Source organism: Pseudoalteromonas sp. ASV78, assembly GCF_047806705.1.
GTDB lineage: Bacteria > Pseudomonadota > Gammaproteobacteria > Enterobacterales > Alteromonadaceae > Pseudoalteromonas > Pseudoalteromonas prydzensis_A.
Window position 1 is genome coordinate 35956 of record NZ_JBLOPA010000002.1, and the last position, 17747, is coordinate 53702.

The following is a 17747-nucleotide window of genomic DNA, read 5'->3' on the forward strand; positions in this document are numbered from 1 at the left end:
TCAAATGCAAATTTCTTAATTTTTAAATGTCGTTATCAAATAACAGACGAAACTAACCAGACATTGTAAGCACAAAATGCGACCAACAAGCCCGCACCTTCAAATCGGTTAATCCGTCCAGCGCCACGAAAGCCATACGCCATGAATAGTAACGCGAGTGTCAAGCCCATCATAACCAACCAGTCGCGAGACATAACCTCCCCAGACAAGCTTGTAATGGGAGATATAAAGCCCGCTATACCCGTTACTGCCAGTAAGTTAAACATGTTCGACCCCACCACGTTGCCAATAACGATGTCATGTTCACCTTTTCTAACCGCGATGATGGATGCTGCTAATTCAGGTAGCGAGGTGCCCAATGCGACAATTGTTAAACCGATAATTAAATCACTCACACCCAGTACTTCTGCAATACTAACCGCTCCCCAGACAAGTACTCGCGAACTCACTATCAGTAATACCAGCCCAAGTACTAGCCAAAAAACCGCCTTTTTTATCGGCATGGCGCGTTCTGCCAGTTCTTGGTCCATTTCGCCTTCTAATATGTCTCCTTTGCCTTTCATGGCAGAGTATATGCTCCAGCCAATTAACGTAAAAAAACCTACCAAAAGAAGGATTGATTCAACACGAGTTAACGCGCCATCCCAAAGAAAATGACCCAGCGCTAAACTTATCAGTAATAATAATGGGATTTCTTTTCTGACTATTTTTGACTGCACTAAAATTGGCGTAATAATGGCGGTAATACCCAGTATCAATCCGGTATTAACAATATTTGAACCCAGCGCATTACCAAGGGCCAAATCAGGATTGCCATCAATGGCCGCCATGGCAGAGACCACCATTTCAGGCGCAGACGTACCGAAACCAACAATGACCATTCCAATTAGCAGTGACGGCATGCCAGCATATTTTGCAGTCGCGGCCGCACCTTCAACAAAGCGGTCAGCGCTCCAAACCAATAAAATAAAGCCACCTAAAATGGCTAAAATCGCGAGGGTCATAGTGTTACCTTACGTTAAAAAGAAAATGTAAATTAGGCCGGCTAAGAGGATGCGATATATGACATAGGGCCACATACCAAACTGATTTAGCCATTTTAAGAAAAAGTGAATTGCTGTTAATGCCATCAAAAATGATGTAATGCCCCCAATAAGGAAAGCCAGCCAGTCAACACTTGCGTTTGACTGAGCGACATCTATCAGTTTTGCGGCAGAGGCGAGCGCAGTTATGGGTATTGCTAGCAAAAAGGAAAAGCGAGAAGAAGCTTCTCTGCTCAGGCCCAGCAACAAAGCCATGGTAATGGTGGCCCCAGACCGTGATGTGCCAGGAATAAGCGCAACCGCTTGCGCGACGCCGATAAAAATTACATCTTTGAATTTCAAATCGTCTAACTGGCGTTGTTTATTAGGTTTCCAATCAGCCCAACCTAATAAAAGACCAAAGAACAATGTAGTAGCAAAAATAATAGCTACGGAGCGCAGTTGATTATCGATAAGGTCCATTAATAATAACCCAGCTAATACAGCGGGAATGGTTGCAACCATTATAAAAAACGCAAGTTTCCCCTGTCCGACACACCGACGCTGTTGTAACGATAGGAACCCATCTCTCGTTAATTCCGAAACATCTTTTCGAAAGTAAAGCAGAACAGCAAACAACGTTCCAACATGTACCGCAAGATCAAATGCTACACCTTGGTCTTGCCATCCAGCGAATAGGGGTGCCAAAATCAAATGAGCAGAACTAGAAATCGGTAGAAATTCTGTGATACCTTGAACGATGCCAAGTAAAACAGCATTAATAGAATCCATACATACCCCATGTATTAGGGCGTACGCATTGGCTTTTGAATATATTCATGAAAGTTCCTTGGGGCGGCAGGAACGAAGACAAGCGAAACCCTCCACCCCGAGAGCGACACTTGCCTTAAGTCTTGTCAATCCAATTAGGACATAACCGCCACGAACTGCTGTTCGGGGACTGTTGACGATTATCTCAGTAGAGCTGAGAGACTACTCCCCTAAGGTTAGAGATATATGGTATAATCATTTATACTTATTTACAACTTAGTAATAAGTATTGAATCTGCACGCAGTATGTTGGCTCATCTTTGACTTGCTATAGAACACAACTTTACAACATTAAGCGATAGCCGATACCCGCTTCGGTGATCAAATAACGTGGCGTGGTTGGATCATCGCCTATTTTATGGCGAATATGACTAACCACAATACGTAAATAATGGGTATTTTGTGCATGACTTGGCCCCCAAATATGTTCTAACAGCTGTTTTTGAGTAATAACGCATTGTCGATGCTGAGCAAGCTTGGCAAGCACCGCATATTCTTTTGGAGTCAGTTCTACTAATTTACCGTTACAGGTCACTAAACGCCGCGCTAAATCAATTTTTAAATGACCATCATCAAGTACAGAGGCGGTTTTATCTGGAAATCGGTCTCGCAGCTGGGCTCTCACCCGAGCTAATAACTCTTCCACACTAAACGGTTTAGTAACATAATCTTGCGCGCCAATATCAAGGGCTTTGATTTTATCGAGATCCGCACTGCGCACCGATAACACAATCACTGGCACACTCGAAAAACTGCGAATTTCGGCTAATAGCTCTAAGCCATCGCCATCTGGCAAACCTAAATCCAAAATAACTAAATCTGGTTGCTGGCGAACAGCTGCTGCCAACCCAGTACTCACTGATTCAGCCTCACAGACCTCATAACCGACACTTTTCAGTGCAATTCGCAACATTTTGCGGATCTGAAATTCGTCATCTACAACTAAAATATGTGCCGACACGCAGGTTAACCTCTTACTGGGATGTCTTGGGGATCGGGTAAGGGCAGTTCAATAATAAAACGCGAACCACTGCCAGAGCGTGCTGTATCAGCCTTAACCTTACCGCCATGAGCCGCAATCATACCACGGCAAATAGCTAAGCCCATACCGGTATTGTGCCGTTTACTATCACCATCGGCGACCACGTAAAACATATCAAATACTTTTTCTTGTAATTCTTCAGCAATGCCAGGGCCATGATCTTCAATTTCAATGCGACACAGTCGGCCGTTCTGATTCGCAGTAATGGTCACCGGCTCATCAATTGGGCTGTATTTTGCTGCGTTTTCCAAAATATTAAAAATGCCTTGCTCTAATAAAGCCGCATGAGCATATAGCAAAGGTAAGTTTTTTTGCTCTTGATAGTCCACTTCAATATCAGGAAATAAATATTTTAAGCGCTGTTTAGCACTGCCAATAATATCAGCAACCGGCACCCAATCGCGCTCTAATTTTAAGGTACCATGGCCTAAACGAGTCATATCGAGCAAGTTTTCAATGTAACGATCAAGACGTCGGCTTTCATGTATGATGGTTTCAAGTAAATCTACTCTGTCTTGCGCTGATAGCTGTTTATCGAGTACTTTTAAGCTTTCTGCCGAGCCCATCATGGCAGACAAAGGTGAACGTAAATCATGAGACACTGAAGCTAGTAATGCAGAGCGAAGCTGTTCCATTTCCGCTTTGCGAGTCGATGCTTCAAGCTCATTATTAAGATGAATACGTTGCCACACATTAACCATTTGCTGTACAAAAGTACGAATCAAATTATTATCTTGCTCTGTGATCACCTGTTGCTCTTTGGCAAACTTTAGCAATAGTACTGCAATCGATTTATTATCAGCTTGTATTGGAAATGCCGTCCAATCACTGGCATTTAAGGTATCACTAAAACGACCTGCCATTTGCTTGTGGGCATAACACCAATCAACCATAGCTTGATCAAGTGACTGTAAAGGCTGCCCTAAACGCGGGCTGATCTGTTGCTGATGATGCTCAAAAACCACCACATGAGCTGGGCAGTCCAGTGCTTGCTGTAACTGCCCTGCCAAGGTTAGGCACAATTCATCGGCTTGATTGATCACCGTTAATTGCTGAGCAAAATCACGTTGCAGCTCAGTATAACGATTCGCCTCTTTTAATAATAAGAACTGTTGGCGAATACGCGATGCCGCAGGCCCACACACAACACCAATTACAAATAAAAACAGTAAGGTGGCAATATCATCATTTTTATTAACGAAAAAGGTGTAATACGGATCGGTAAGAAAAAAGTTAAAACTTAGAAATGACAATAAAGCGGTAAAAATCGCAGGCCGCGCGCCGTATTTTAAGCCACAAAATACCACAGCTAATACATACACCAGTACTAAGTTACCACTTTGCAACCAACTTGATAATGCAAGTGCAAGCGCGCTGGCTACAGCAACCAAAAGTGAACCAAACAAATAGCCCATTTTTTGGCCAAACGCCAGTGACGGAGCGGCTTCTGTTACGTACTTGTGCTGGCGTTTACTGGCTTGCCAAACCGACACTTCTATCGGTAAACCGCTATTGATTAATTGTTGATATAAGGGTTTACGCCATGGTTGCAAGCGCCGCTTAGTGCCCGCCCCCACTAACACGGTATTGATCCTATGTTCACTAATATAGGGTAAAATTGTTTGTATGCTGGAGGGACCACGTAATGTATCGGTTTCTGCTCCCAGCTCTTTTGCCAGTGCAAAAGCCGATTGCAATCGTTTTTGCTCAAGCTGGTTATGTATTTTGCCAGTGTCCACCCACACCACAATCCAAGGTGTATGGCGTTTTTCTGCCATTTGTCGACCAATACGAATTAGGTGTTCATGATCACGGCGATTCGAGATCAACACCAACACCTTATCTTGAATTAAATAATCGTTACTGCGCGCTTTGGCTTCTTGTTCATTTTTTAGTTGATCGTCAACATGCCCAATCACCCGCTTCATCGCCATTTCACGCAGTGCGGTTAACGTTTCTAATTGAAAAAACTGCTGTATCGCTTGTTCAGCATAGTCACCAAGATACACTTGCCCTTGAGCTAAGCGGTCCAATAAATGATTAGGTGCTAAATCGACGAATACCAGTTGCTGAGCGCGATCAATAAACTGATCGGGAACGGTTTCTTTAACCCTAACACCACTGATCTGTAATACCAAATCGTTGAGGCTGGCAATATGCTGCACATTCATAGTGGTATACACATCAATGCCCGCTTCCAGCAATTCGGCGATATCTTGATAGCGCCTTTTATGGCGACTACCGGGAATATTGGTATGAGCGAGTTCATCGACCAAAATCAGTTGCGGTTTGGCTGCCAATGCGGCATCGAGATCAAATTCACTCAGTTGTTGATCGTGATAACTAATTTCACGACGAGGTAAAATATCAAAGCCCTCGAGTAAACGTTGCGTCTCGGCTCTGCCGTGGGTTTCAATCAAACCTATTTTTACCGACGCGCCTTGTTGCATATATTCTCTGGCCGCATTAAGCATGGCACAGGTTTTTCCAACGCCAGGGGCGGCACCAATAAAAATTTTTAGTTGCCCACCTTGATGTTGTTGCAAGCTTTTTAGTAGCGCATCGGCTTTTTGGTTACGAGGATCAACGGCCACGGCAGTTCCTTTTCAGTGGAATTAAAAACTTTTTGCTACACTTAATAGCAAACGGTTATCGCATATATCAGCGCAGGCATTATTGGCAATTGAATTGCCAACATAGCCAACTGACCAAGTTAGCCCTAGTTGCTCAGTCGACAGCGTCAGCCCCCAATCAGTATACCCTGAGCCATCCATCACTGGCGAGCCTAAAAAGGTTTTAAACTCTTGATCATTATCGAATTGATTGTACCCTAAATGCCAATTTAGCTGTAGCTCACTGGTTAATGTTTGTTGCCAATCAAGCGATAAATACCAAAATTTGCCCACATCGTTACCAAAATAACTATCACTCAGCGCTAAACCAAGTTGCCAATCTTGATAGTTTAACTTAGCGTAACCTTCCATGTAGTTATAGCCTGTCATATCATTATCACCTTCTGGGTAGCGATACTGTACTAGCCCCATATCTAAAGCCCAGTTTTCATCTAAAGCCCAATGACGACCCAGTGATAAATCCAGTTCCATACTGCCTTCACCAAAGCGAATATTTGACCCCCACGCACTAGCGTACCAACCATCCTGATGATTAATACTCACGCTACCTTGAATTGCAGGCCCCTGCTCAGTTTGCGAAATACCACGAAAATAATAATCAGATACCAAGGTTACAGAGCCTTCACTACTGAAAGGGGCCGCCACGACGCCAGCGCTGGTCATTACGGTTGCAGCCGTTACTAAAGAAAGTATAAAACGCATTATTGTTTTCCTATAAAAAAGCGGGAGAGAAACCGCTCTGTACTAAGACGAGAGCGGCAGTCGATTGTCCCGCATCACAATCGACTAACTAATTAATTTATAGAGGGTAATTGTTATCAAGTGCTAAATTTAATAGCAGCACATTAACCCGAGGCTGACCAAAAATGCCCCATTGTGCAGACTCGTTATATTGCGCAACCAATTGCGATACTTGTTCCGTACTGATCCCCCGAGCTTGCGCTACACGCTCCACCTGTAACGCCGCAGCGGCTGGGCTAATGTGAGGGTCTACGCCCGACCCTGAGCTGGCCAGCAAATCGACCGGTAACTGCTCAGGCTCAAGTTGATAAGTCGAAGCCAGTGCAGCGCTTTGCTGCGCCACTCTATCGCGTAACTCAGGGTTTGATGGCGCTAAATTACTGCCCCCCGTTGCCATAGGGTCATTATCAGCGCTGCTTGGTCGACCATGAAAATACACGGTACTCGTAAATGGCTGGGAGACTAACGCCGATCCCATTGCTTTTCCTTCAACCATCACTAAACTGCCTGTTGCTTGAGTGGGAAATAACATACCGCCAAGGCCTGTTATAACCGCCGCATAAAAGCCGCCGCAAATTACCAACATACTAACAGCCAAGCCGATTGCAGGACGCCACGGTGCCTGTCCAGAACTATGATGTAATCTATTCATGGTTAAAATACTCCGTTAAGTAGTAGGTCAATCACTTTAATGGCGATAAACGGCAGCGCAATCCCGCCCAGACCAAAGATCAACATATTGTTGCGTAGCAGCTTTTCTGCGCTGATAGGCTTAATTTTCACACCTTTTAATGCCAGTGGAATTAGGGCTGGAATAATCACCGCATTAAATATCAATGCTGACAACACAGCCATTTTCGGATCGGGTAACTGCATAATGTTTAACGCATTGATGCTTGGCATTGCACTGGCGAACACCGCAGGTACAATCACAAAGTATTTTGCTACATCGTTTGCTAATGAAAAGGTGGTTAATGCGCCACGGGTGATCAACATTTGTTTACCCACCGCAACAACAGCAAGTAATTTAGTGGGATCGGAATCTAAATCCACCATATTACCCGCCTCTTTCGCAGCTTGCGTGCCTGAATTCATGGCTAAACCCACATCTGCTTGCGCCAGTGCAGGCGCATCATTCGTGCCATCGCCCACCATCGCTACGAGTCGACCTTGTGCTTGCTCTTTGCGGATCAGCTCAAGTTTATCTTCGGGTTTTGCCTCAGCCACAAAGTCATCCACCCCTGCCGCAGCCGCAATTGCGCCAGCTGTGATAGGGTTATCACCGGTGATCATGACAGTACGTACGCCCAATGCTCTTAACTCAGCAAAGCGCTCGGCAACACCAGGTTTGATCACATCAGAGAGTTGAATAACCCCTAAAATCCCTTTCTCGCTGGCAACCACCAAAGGGGTCGCACCTTGTTGTGCAACGCGCGTGACGATTGGATCTAAACTGCTTGGCACTGTGAGGTCGCGTTGTTGCGCCCAATTTTTTACCGCATCGGTTGCCCCTTTTACCCAGCATTCACCGCTTGCTAGTTGTATTGATGAAAGACGCGTTTGCGCACTGAATGGGGTAAATTCATCTTGCTCAGTTAACGTTGGAATGGTGTATTCACCTTGTTCAGCAAGCTGAACAATTGATTTTCCCTCTGGAGTGGGATCTTGCAATGAACTCCAAAGTGCACCAGCAACTAATTCACTTTCAGCAACACCTGAGACCGGCAGAAACGCTGTTGCTTGGCGATCACCAAAGGTAATTGTGCCTGTTTTATCAAGGAGTAAGGTGTCAATATCACCGGCAACTTCAACGGCTTTACCTGACTTTGCAATAACATTTTCAGCCAAAGCACGGTTCATACCCGCAATCCCAATCGCTGGTAACAAGCCTGCAATGGTGGTTGGAATTAAACACACCACCAGTGCAATTAACATTAACCAATCCAGCTCAATACCGACAAACCCCGCCATTGCCGGTAAAGTGGCAACAGCAATTAAAAACACTAAAGTTAGGGCAGCCAACAGCACCGTTAAGGCCAGTTCATTGGGTGTTTTTTGACGATTAGTGCCTTCAACTAGGCTGATCATTTTATCAAGAAAGCTGTGCCCTGATTCTGCGGTTACTTGCACTGTAATTGTGCCACTTAGCACTTTAGTACCGGCAATAACACCGGAATGATCGGTACCCGCTTCGCGAAGTACCGGCGCTGATTCACCGGTTAATGCCGATTCGTTGATAGTTGCCACGCCAGTGACAATTTCACCGTCGGCTGGGATCAACTCACCACTGTGAACCAAAACTATATCACCGGCTTTTAATTGACTTGCAGAAATCTGGCTTTGCGTTTTACCATCAACCCGTAAAGCGGTTAAATCTCGACGCGTTGCTTTTAAACTACTCGCTTGATCGCGTCCTCGTGCTTCGGCAATGGCCTCCGCAAAATTGGCAAACCATAGAGTAAAAAACAGCACTAAACTACTAGCCAGAGCAAACGCAATATTGTCACCGGCAACAAACTGTTGCACCGTCATAACCATAGCTAACAGGGTGGCCACCCACACGACTAGCATAACGGGGTTTTTAACCGCCAGTTTAGGATGAAGTTTGGCAAAGGCCTGCCAACTGGCTTGTGTTAATTTTGATGTATTATTCATTTTATTCACCTGCATACTGCTATTGCGCTAGCACCACAGCGGCTTGCTGTGATATCTCAAGAGCTTCACCAATCGGACCCAATACCATAGACGGTAGGAATGACAGGAAGTTAATAATCAGGATCACTGTAATTAAAGTGACAGCAAACGTGACGTTATACAGTGGTAAAGTACCGGCACTGGTAGGCACTTGACGCTTTTTCGCTAACGAACCAGCAATTAGTAGTGGAATAACCAAAGGGACATAACGGCCTAAGATTAGTACCACCACACAACTTAGATTCCACCATGTGGTGTCATCCCCTAGTCCTTCAAAACCAGAGCCATTGTTTGCAAAGGCAGAGGTGTACTCATAAAACACTTGGGCAACGCCATGTAAGCCTGGGTTGCTATTGCCTGTTAATGCAGGAAATGCCACTGTGATAGCAGTAAAGGTTAAGATCACTGCACTTGGCAGCACTAATAGCACGCCTAACCAACTGAGCTCACGCTTTTCCAACTTACGACCAAAAATTTCAGGGGTGCGGCCAATCATCAAGCCGGCAATAAATACCGCTAACCACACGTACACCAGAAAGTTCACAAAACCACATCCGATACCACCCCAAATACCATTGATCAGCATCCCCGAGCGGGTAACAAGCCCGGCAATCGGATTAAGTGAATCATGCATGGCATTCACAGAGCCGTTAGAGGTTTGAGTCGTAAACGTGGCCCAGAGCGCCGATAAGTCAGTCCCAAGGCGAACTTCTTTACCCTCCATATTTCCGGCCTCTTGAGCTAACCCAGCAAAGGCGGCATTAGGCTGCTGCTCGCTGTAAACAGCGGCACCAATAAAGGCCAAGCTAAGCAATCCCATGACCGCAAGCGATAACAAGGTAAATTTTTGTCGGCGCAATAGGCCACCGGCCATAAACACCACTGCCATCGGCACCAATACCAAGGCAATGGTTTGAATCGCGTTACTGACTGGGGTTGGGTTTTCTAAAGGATTACTACTGTTAGGGCCAAACCAGCCGCCGCCGTTAGTGCCTAATTGCTTGATTGAGACCATAGCCGCAACCGGCCCTAGTGGGATCGTTTGTTCGCTCAAGGTTTGTTGTTGTTCAACCACGTCCACCGTTGGACTCGCCTGATAACTTGAAGGCACGCCTTGACTGGTAAGTGCAAGTGCAACAATCGCAGCCAGTGGCAGCATCAGTCTCAGCACTGCACGCACAGTATCTTGATAGTAATTACCTAAGTTACGCTCTTCACCTTCTTTTGCGGTTGTTGCATTACGGCCTCCTAACATGCCGCGTAATACCGCAACACAGACCGCCAATGCCATTGCCGGAGTAACAAACTGCAAGGTAAGAATGACAAAACCTTGGCTTAAATAACTCAGCTGAGCCTGCCCAGAATAGTGCTGTTGATTTGTATTGGTTAAAAACGAAACCGCCGTATGCAGCGCCAAGTCCCAATCTAATGCCTCGATATCATTAGGGTTAAGGGGCAATATATGCTGAAATTGCAACAGTAAATAGGCGATAATGCCGAGCACTAAATTACTTAACAAAAACGCGATACCGTAACTTTTCCATGTCATACCATGACGTGGGTTAATACCCAGTAGTTTAAATATGCCATTTTCTATTGGCAAAAAAACCTTATCACTCCAGTGTGATCCCGCAGAGAATATACCGGTCATGTAACGACCCAATGGCCATGCTAACAGCACAGCTAATGTAAATATTAGTAGCACTTCCATCAGTGATTCCTTAAAACTTTTCAGGTGCCAACATGGCAACAATCAAAATGGCGCTTAACACGCCAAGTATTAATAACAATAACCAGCCCATAACGTTCCTTAGTGAGAAAACTTAAGGCTGTACAATAGGTGGGATCGGTGTAAATTTTCCAGATTGATAGTCGCCGAAGGCGTAAAGATTTCGTAAAAATGATGCAACGCCGCGCAAAAAAGTAGCTGTAGAGGTTACAATTTAGCGACATTATTTAAGAGGTGAATTTGAATGAAAACCACACTGATGCTATTAGCTATCGCCGTTTGTTTACTGGGCTGTCAGCCAACAGAGCAAGTGCAGTCTTTTTCAGGCGCGGCGCAAGGCACGACTTATCATGTTCGTTACTGGAGCGAACAACCGATTAGTCAACCCGCTTTTCAGCGGGCAGTAGAGCAAGAGTTACAGCGTATAGACAGCTTAATGTCTAATTATCGTAATGATTCTGTTATCGAAAAATTTAATCAACAACACACAACGGATGCTATCAATGTGGGGCCTGAAATTGTCCAGCTCGTGACTATCGCAAAACAAATAAGTGAGGCTACATCAGGTTGTTACGATTTAACCATTGCCCCACTTTTTTCATTGTGGGGGTTTCGTGATCAACAGCTTACAATTCCCAGCGAGCAACAACGGGCACAACTTGCCCCACAGATTGGTCTCAACTTAGTTAATATCGTCGCAACTGAGCAACTTGCCAAAAGCCATCCTGCTGTTAGTATTGATTTATCATCAATCGCGCAAGGCTATTCAGTACAGCGTTTAGTGGATATTGCCAAACAGTATGGTATTAGCAATTACCTGATTGAAATTGGCGGTGAACTACAAACCCAAGGTAGCAAACCTGATGGCAGACACTGGCGTATCGCAATTGATAAGCCATTACCCCAGCAACAGCAACTACAAAAAATTGTTGACGTTATCAAGCCTGAGCCGCTCGCCATTATGACCTCGGGTACCTATCGGCATTATTATGATCAGGCAGGTAACCGTTATAGCCATATTATTGATGCACGTCGTTTAGCGCCGGTGTCGCATAGCACGGTGTCGGTTACTGTGTTTCATGATGATCTGAGCGAAGCCGATGCATGGTCAACGGCATTATTGTGCCTAGGCTCCGCAGCAGGTATGGATGTTGCTAAGCAATACGGGTTATCGGTATTATTTATTGATCAACATCAGGATACTTTTACTGAATACAGCTCAACAGCGCTGCAACATAACCGCGCCATTACCCTCACTCAGCCACAGTACCCCTAGCGATGAAAATGGCGAGCAAATTATGGCGTTGCTCGCCAGTGTCAGTTATTTAGCGACTGCAAGCTCCGATTCTGCCTCGGCAAGCATGGCAAACTCTTCATCGGCACTTTTTGCCACTAAGTGCTTACTACTGTAAGCAAAGTAATAAATCGCCCCGATCACAAATAACACCATAGTAAACAAGAATGCGCGAGGATCAAACGCGTACACCCCCGTTAAAGCCACCAAGGATAAGACCAGCGCGATTGCCGACGTTACCACGCCACCGGGCGTTTTATAAGGACGTGCGAGTTCAGGCTGTTTAATGCGCAGCAAAATATGGCTCAATGCCATTAACGCGTAAGAGACCGTAGCACCTACCACGGCCATCGCCAGCATTAAGTCACCTTCACCACTTAATGATGCTAAGAAGCCAAAAATACCCGGCACAATTAGGGCACGCGCAGGCACTTTACGGTCACTGGTGATTGACAAGCTTTTGGGCAAATAACCCGCTCTTGATAATGCAAATACTAACCGGCTATAGCCATAGATAATCGAAAAGAACGACGCCACTAAGCCAGCTAAACCTAATATATTAACGAGTGTGGCTAAACTTGTATTACCCGTTACATTTAGCGCATCAACTAACGGCACGGCACTGGCTCCCATTGCACTGGCACCACCGGCACCGGGGATCAATACTACGACTAACAGAGCGGTAAACAATAAAAACACCATAGCGCCTATAATCCCTTTTGGCACATCTTTAGCGGGATCTTTGGCTTCTTCTGCCGCTAATGGTACGCCTTCCACGGCCAAAAATAACCACATTGCAAACGGCAAGGCTGCCCACACTCCATACCAGCCAAATGGTAAGAACTCGGAGGCTCCTGCAGCATCGGTAATGGCAATATCAAATAATTGCGACGCATCAAAATGTGTAAACAATGCGATCGCAGTGGCTATAATGGCAAAAACCGCTAAGCCACTTATCACCATCATCACTTTTAATGCTTCACCCACTCCCGCTAAATGAATACTGATAAATACAATATAAAACAGCGCATACACCCAAGGGCCATTAAACCCTAACAATGCCTCTACCGCAGAGCCGATAAAAATAACAATCGCAGCAGGTGCTAATGCATACTCGATTAACACTGCCAAGCCGGTCAGATAACCACCAGCAGGGCCCATTGCCTGGCGCGCAAAGCTATAGCCACCACCCGATGCAGGAATGGCCGCCGACATTTCTGCCAATGACAAAACCAAGGTTAAATACATCACCGCCATTAATACTGTGGCTACAGCAAAACCGCCCCAACCTGCTTCTGCAATACCAAAGTTCCAACCCGCAAAATCACCCGAAATAACATACGATACTCCTAGTCCCGCCAGCAAAATCCAACCCGCGGAGCCCCGTTTTAACTGCCTTTTTGCAAGGTACTCTTTATTATCTGACATTATCTTCTCCTGCTCTTTATTGTTGTAATTAAATGATGTTTTGTTGTTGATTATTCTGATAGTAAAAAGTTTGTTGGTTGCGTTTGATGTTCTATCACATCATCTTGGCTGCGATCTTTTAATCCCACCCCTGACAGATTTAAACGCTGCGCTTCTTGTAAAAGATATACAGTACGTTGTGCGGCGTCCTGATATGACAGCCCCGCAGGACGAATATTAGAGATACAATTACGACAAGCATCATTCAGCCCTGTTTTTGGCTGCCAAGTTAAATACAAACCTAAACTATCTGGCGAACTTAAGCCTGGCCGTTCACCAATTAATACCAGCACCACCTTGGCGTTAAGGAGCTCGCCAATGTCGTCGCCTATCGCCACTCTCCCTTGCTCCACTAAGCTGATCGGTGCTAAACGCCATGGCTCTGGTTGTTCATCCAGTATGGTCAGTAACTGAGCAAGAAAAGGATGGGCATTTTTTTGCACAGCTAAAGACGATAAACCATCCACAATAACGATTGCGATATCATGATGAGGCTCAGTAGCTGTGGCCGCTTTACTCATAAAATTGCTTAACTGATCCCGTGATGCTTGATCCAGCTTGCGGCCTAAATCAGGGCGTTGTAAATAATGATTGCGATCCACGGCTTGGCTATGTAAATGCAGTGGTGACGCGCAAAAATCCTTTAGCTGTTCGCTTAACGCAGCTAAATCCAAAGGAAAACTCACCGCATCTCGTGCTTGTGCATGGGAGAGTTGAAACGCCAACATTTCAGCCGTCGGAAGACTGATCCCAGCGCGCCCTAAGCCAATCCGTGCATCGGTAAAGCTGCGCAGTTGCCGCCATGGGTTATGCACCACTTTGCCATTCTCTTGATGTTGTTGCGGTGTTTGCTGCGCCGTTTTGGGTGATGAGTTTTTCATGGCTGTCCACCACTTAACGTTTTTAAAGAACGCGCAAATTGCGACGGTAGCGTGTCAGACAAAATATGCTGTTGGGTATCTGTCATAATGTTCATTTTTGCCAGCCAAAGTTCAAACTCTGGTGCAGGGCGCAAACCTAATACCCGCCTTGCATACAGTGCATCATGAAATGAGGTGGTTTGGTAATTAAGCATAATGTCGTCAGAGCCTGGAATGCCCATTACAAACGAGCACCCCGCTACACCGAGTAAGGTCAGTAAGTTGTCCATATCATTTTGATCTGCCTCAGCATGGTTGGTGTAGCACACATCACAGCCCATCGGCACACCCAGTAATTTGGCACAAAAATGATCCTCAAGCCCTGCGCGAGTGATTTCTTTGCCATCAAAAAGGTATTCAGGGCCAATAAAACCCACCACCGTATTGACCAGTAACGGCTTAAACTTGCGCGCTACGGCATAAGCACGGGTTTCGCAGGTTTGTTGATCAAGCCCATGATGGGCATTTGCTGATAACGAACTGCCCTGCCCCGTTTCAAAATACATCACATTATTGCCTACCGTTCCGCGTTTTAAACTCAGTGCGGCATCTTGCGCCTCAGCTAGGGTATTTAAATTAAACCCAAAGCTTGAGTTAGTGGCCTCAGTGCCGCCAATTGACTGAAACACTAAATCGACCGGCGCACCGGCATTAATACATTCAATGGTGTTAGTTACATGGGTGAGAACACAGCTTTGGGTTGGTATTTGGTATTTTACAATCACATCATCCATTAACTGCATTAGCTTAATCGCTTGGGCAACATTATCTGTAGCGGGATTAATACCAATCACTGCATCACCACTGCCATACAGCAGTCCATCTAAAATACTCGCGGCAATGCCGTTAACATTATCGGTTGGGTGATTTGGCTGTAAGCGTGTTGATAAGTGGCCTGGCAAGCCAATGGTGTTTCTAAATGCAGTCGTGACATGGCACTTTTTGGCAACTAAAATCAGATCTTGATTGCGCATTATTTTGCTAACAGCAGCGGCCATTTCGGGGGTAATACCCGCTCTGATTGTCGCTAAAACATGGCTTGTTGCGTGATCACTTAGCAACCAATTACGAAAATCCCCTACCGTTAAATGCGCGATTGCTGCAAATGCGTTAGTGTCATGTTCATCGATTATTAGCCGAGTAATTTCATCGTCTTCATAGGGGATCAATGCCTCGTTTAAAAAGGTTTTTAAAGGCACTTCCGCCAGTGTCATTTGCGCCACGGCGCGCTCTTCAGCAGAGCTGGCAATTACGCCTGCCAAGCTATCACCAGAGCGCTGCGGGGTTGCTTTTGCCATCAGTTGAGCCAAGTTTTTAAATTGATAGCGTCGATGACCTAACGTATAACTGTACAATTGACCCATAAACTTACCTTGTTGAGATAATGTGTGTTAAAAAGGATGAGCATAGCTATTGCTTATAAGGCAATAAAAAGCAGTGCAAAACTAATTCGATTCACATTTAAACGTAGCTTATAACGTACCAAGTACCTATCAAGTTTTGGCAAATCTTATTTAGTTATTAAAAATCAAAAAACTATAAAAGGTACATGCGTCAATTAGGTCACTTACGAGTGTGCAGCCAGAGGTATTATAGACAATAATGCAACATAACTTAGCAGCTGATGCACCGATTAAGTGCACTACCCAAACCACTGATGTCGACCAACAAGCCGACAACTTAAGCAATTGGCAGCAAGAATATGATCAAGTTAGTAATGGCAGTTTTTATGGCTGTATTGAAGAAATTGCTTACGATGATTTACAAGTATTTAAAGAGTACACACACCGCGCTTTGCGTCAGCAGTGTCAAGTATGGCCTAATTCACTGTGGCTTGGCATTCCGGTACAAACCAGCAACAGTAAAATAAATGGCCTGACTATCGATAGTAATCAGCTTATGTGCCGCCCCAGTGCCTGTGACTTTGAGCTGGTTACACCAGAGCAGTTTAATATTTATGGCATGGTAGTTAACCAAGATACTTTACGTCATATAGCGCAGTGCCAAGGTATATCACTAACAGGGCTTTGCCAGCATGAGTCGCCACGCATTACGACGTCAGCAGCGCATCTTGAACAAGCGCGCAATGGCATAGCACAGCTTATTAAAAATAACTCGGCAGTAAACACACACATACAACATGAAATGCTGTTCAACCTAATACTTACTTTATTGCAATCACCACAGCCCAAGCAAAAAGTATCGCCCAGTTATCAACATCGCAAAGCAGTAGTCGAGCGTGTAAAAGACTACATAAACGCGCACCCTCACGACGTTATCACCATGACGCAATTATGCGAACTGAGTCATGTTAGTCGTCGTACTTTGCAATACAGTTTTGAGAGTATTTTAGGGATTAATCCACTGCGTTTTTTGCGTATCACTCGGCTTAATCAGGTTAGGCGCGAGCTAAGCGATCCACAATTGCACAAACCGGTATCGGTGATCGCAGCAAATTGGGGGTTTGGCCACCCGGGTCAATTTGCCAAAGACTATAAACAGCTATTTGGTGAAAACCCATCGGCAACGGCAAAACGCAGGGATCGTTAATAATAGTGCTTACTATAGTTATTAATAATCGTTTGAATACGTTGTTTGCTATTGATGATAGCCAAATTAATGGCGTTCAATTCATCATCACTCAGTGTGTTTTTGCTTAGCATAAAATGCACCGGGTTATCATTTATAATATATGGGTGCACATTGATGCCTTTGATATTCTCATTATGGACTAAGTATAAACCCGCCAGCTCATCGTCAATAAAAAAATCAATTCGTTTCGCCACCAGCATATCTAAACGCTGTCTCAGTAAAGGTACAGAAACAATTAAATCATTGTATTGGTCATTATCACTGAATCTGGCAAACTCCTCACCATAATAGCTACCGCTGTTAACCACTATTATTTGTTGATTGGTAAACAACCCAGCTAAGTCTTGCTCTAACAAAGCCTGATTGGGATACCAAAATAAACGCATCACTTCGCGTCGATAAGGTTCAGAGAAATGGCTGAAACGGGTTCGTTGTGCGGTATAACTTGCTGCAGGTAATAAGTCTACGCGGCCTTTTTCAAGTTCGACAAAAGCCCGATTCGACGATGGAAAGCGAATAAACTGACTACAAAACCCAGCCTCTTGCAATACCAGCTTCACAATCTCGATATCAATTCCAGCTAACTGACTCTGAGCATTAAAAATATAAGGCGGCCATAACTGACTAGTGCCAACTTTAAGGGTTCGCTCACAGGCTAACGTCATCCCGCTGAGCGTCAATAATAACCCAAACAATAACTGCATATACTTCATTAAATTGACCTCTATTGCTCAGTTCTAAGTATGGATCATAGAATTTAAAACACAAAAAAAGCAGCCTAA

14 protein-coding genes are annotated in these 17747 nt (G+C 44.9%); 2 read left to right on the plus strand and 12 right to left on the minus strand.

Going from position 1 to position 17747, the window contains the following annotated elements:
• Positions 1 to 35 precede the first annotated feature (35 nt).
• The 8 genes from ACMVDV_RS18375 to kdpA all read right to left on the minus strand — a co-directional run bounded on the left by ACMVDV_RS18375 (position 36) and on the right by kdpA (position 10674).
• Entirely contained in the window at positions 36 to 1004 is a 969-nt protein-coding gene (locus ACMVDV_RS18375; RefSeq protein ID WP_416159150.1) for a calcium/sodium antiporter, read from the minus strand.
• Positions 1005 to 1013: 9 nt separating this feature from the next.
• Entirely contained in the window at positions 1014 to 1814 is an 801-nt protein-coding gene (locus ACMVDV_RS18380; protein ID WP_416159151.1) for an undecaprenyl-diphosphate phosphatase, read from the minus strand.
• 322 nt (positions 1815 to 2136) lie between these two features.
• A complete protein-coding gene (locus ACMVDV_RS18385; protein WP_416159152.1) occupies positions 2137 to 2814 on the minus strand; it encodes a response regulator in 678 nt (225 codons plus the stop codon).
• 5 nt (positions 2815 to 2819) lie between these two features.
• Positions 2820 to 5489, minus strand: a complete 2670-nt coding sequence (locus tag ACMVDV_RS18390; RefSeq protein WP_416159153.1) for a DUF4118 domain-containing protein — start codon at positions 5487 to 5489, stop codon at positions 2820 to 2822.
• A gap of 21 nt (positions 5490 to 5510) precedes the next feature.
• Positions 5511 to 6230, minus strand: coding sequence for a TorF family putative porin (locus ACMVDV_RS18395; RefSeq protein ID WP_416159154.1), 720 nt, complete (start codon positions 6228 to 6230; stop codon positions 5511 to 5513).
• A gap of 97 nt (positions 6231 to 6327) precedes the next feature.
• Complete coding sequence (kdpC, locus tag ACMVDV_RS18400) at positions 6328 to 6921, minus strand: potassium-transporting ATPase subunit KdpC (RefSeq protein WP_416159155.1); 594 nt, start codon at positions 6919 to 6921, stop codon at positions 6328 to 6330.
• Positions 6922 to 6923: 2 nt separating this feature from the next.
• Entirely contained in the window at positions 6924 to 8924 is a 2001-nt protein-coding gene (gene kdpB, locus ACMVDV_RS18405) for a potassium-transporting ATPase subunit KdpB (RefSeq protein ID WP_416159156.1), read from the minus strand.
• 19 nt (positions 8925 to 8943) lie between these two features.
• Positions 8944 to 10674, minus strand: coding sequence for a potassium-transporting ATPase subunit KdpA (gene kdpA / locus ACMVDV_RS18410; protein ID WP_227006838.1), 1731 nt, complete (start codon positions 10672 to 10674; stop codon positions 8944 to 8946).
• A gap of 262 nt (positions 10675 to 10936) precedes the next feature.
• Here kdpA and ACMVDV_RS18415 point away from each other — a divergent pair, with 262 nt between their 5' ends.
• Positions 10937 to 11968 carry an FAD:protein FMN transferase gene (locus ACMVDV_RS18415; RefSeq protein WP_304181890.1) on the plus strand — a complete coding sequence of 344 codons (1032 nt, stop codon included), beginning with the start codon at positions 10937 to 10939 and terminating at the stop codon, positions 11966 to 11968.
• Positions 11969 to 12013: 45 nt separating this feature from the next.
• Here the strand turns inward: ACMVDV_RS18415 and eat are convergent, their stop codons facing one another.
• The 3 genes from eat to ACMVDV_RS18430 are packed head-to-tail and all read right to left on the minus strand — an operon-like array spanning position 12014 to position 15737.
• Positions 12014 to 13414: an ethanolamine permease gene (gene eat / locus ACMVDV_RS18420; protein WP_304181888.1), complete on the minus strand. Its 1401-nt coding sequence runs from the start codon at positions 13412 to 13414 to the stop codon at positions 12014 to 12016.
• A gap of 50 nt (positions 13415 to 13464) precedes the next feature.
• Positions 13465 to 14334, minus strand: coding sequence for an ethanolamine ammonia-lyase subunit EutC (gene eutC, locus ACMVDV_RS18425; protein ID WP_416159157.1), 870 nt, complete (start codon positions 14332 to 14334; stop codon positions 13465 to 13467).
• Positions 14331 to 15737 carry an ethanolamine ammonia-lyase subunit EutB gene (locus ACMVDV_RS18430; RefSeq protein ID WP_304181884.1) on the minus strand — a complete coding sequence of 469 codons (1407 nt, stop codon included), beginning with the start codon at positions 15735 to 15737 and terminating at the stop codon, positions 14331 to 14333. The genes eutC and ACMVDV_RS18430 overlap by 4 nt, the downstream gene beginning before the upstream one ends.
• Before the next feature lie 238 nt (positions 15738 to 15975).
• On the opposite strand from ACMVDV_RS18430, the gene ACMVDV_RS18435 reads away from it, so the two are divergent.
• Positions 15976 to 16923 (plus strand): helix-turn-helix domain-containing protein, encoded by a 948-nt coding sequence (locus tag ACMVDV_RS18435; RefSeq protein ID WP_416159158.1) that lies wholly within the window; start codon positions 15976 to 15978, stop codon positions 16921 to 16923.
• On the opposite strand, the gene ACMVDV_RS18440 is transcribed toward ACMVDV_RS18435, so the two are convergent.
• Positions 16920 to 17678, minus strand: coding sequence for a substrate-binding periplasmic protein (locus ACMVDV_RS18440; RefSeq protein ID WP_416159159.1), 759 nt, complete (start codon positions 17676 to 17678; stop codon positions 16920 to 16922). The genes ACMVDV_RS18435 and ACMVDV_RS18440 overlap by 4 nt on opposite strands.
• Between the last annotated feature and the right edge of the window lie 69 nt (positions 17679 to 17747).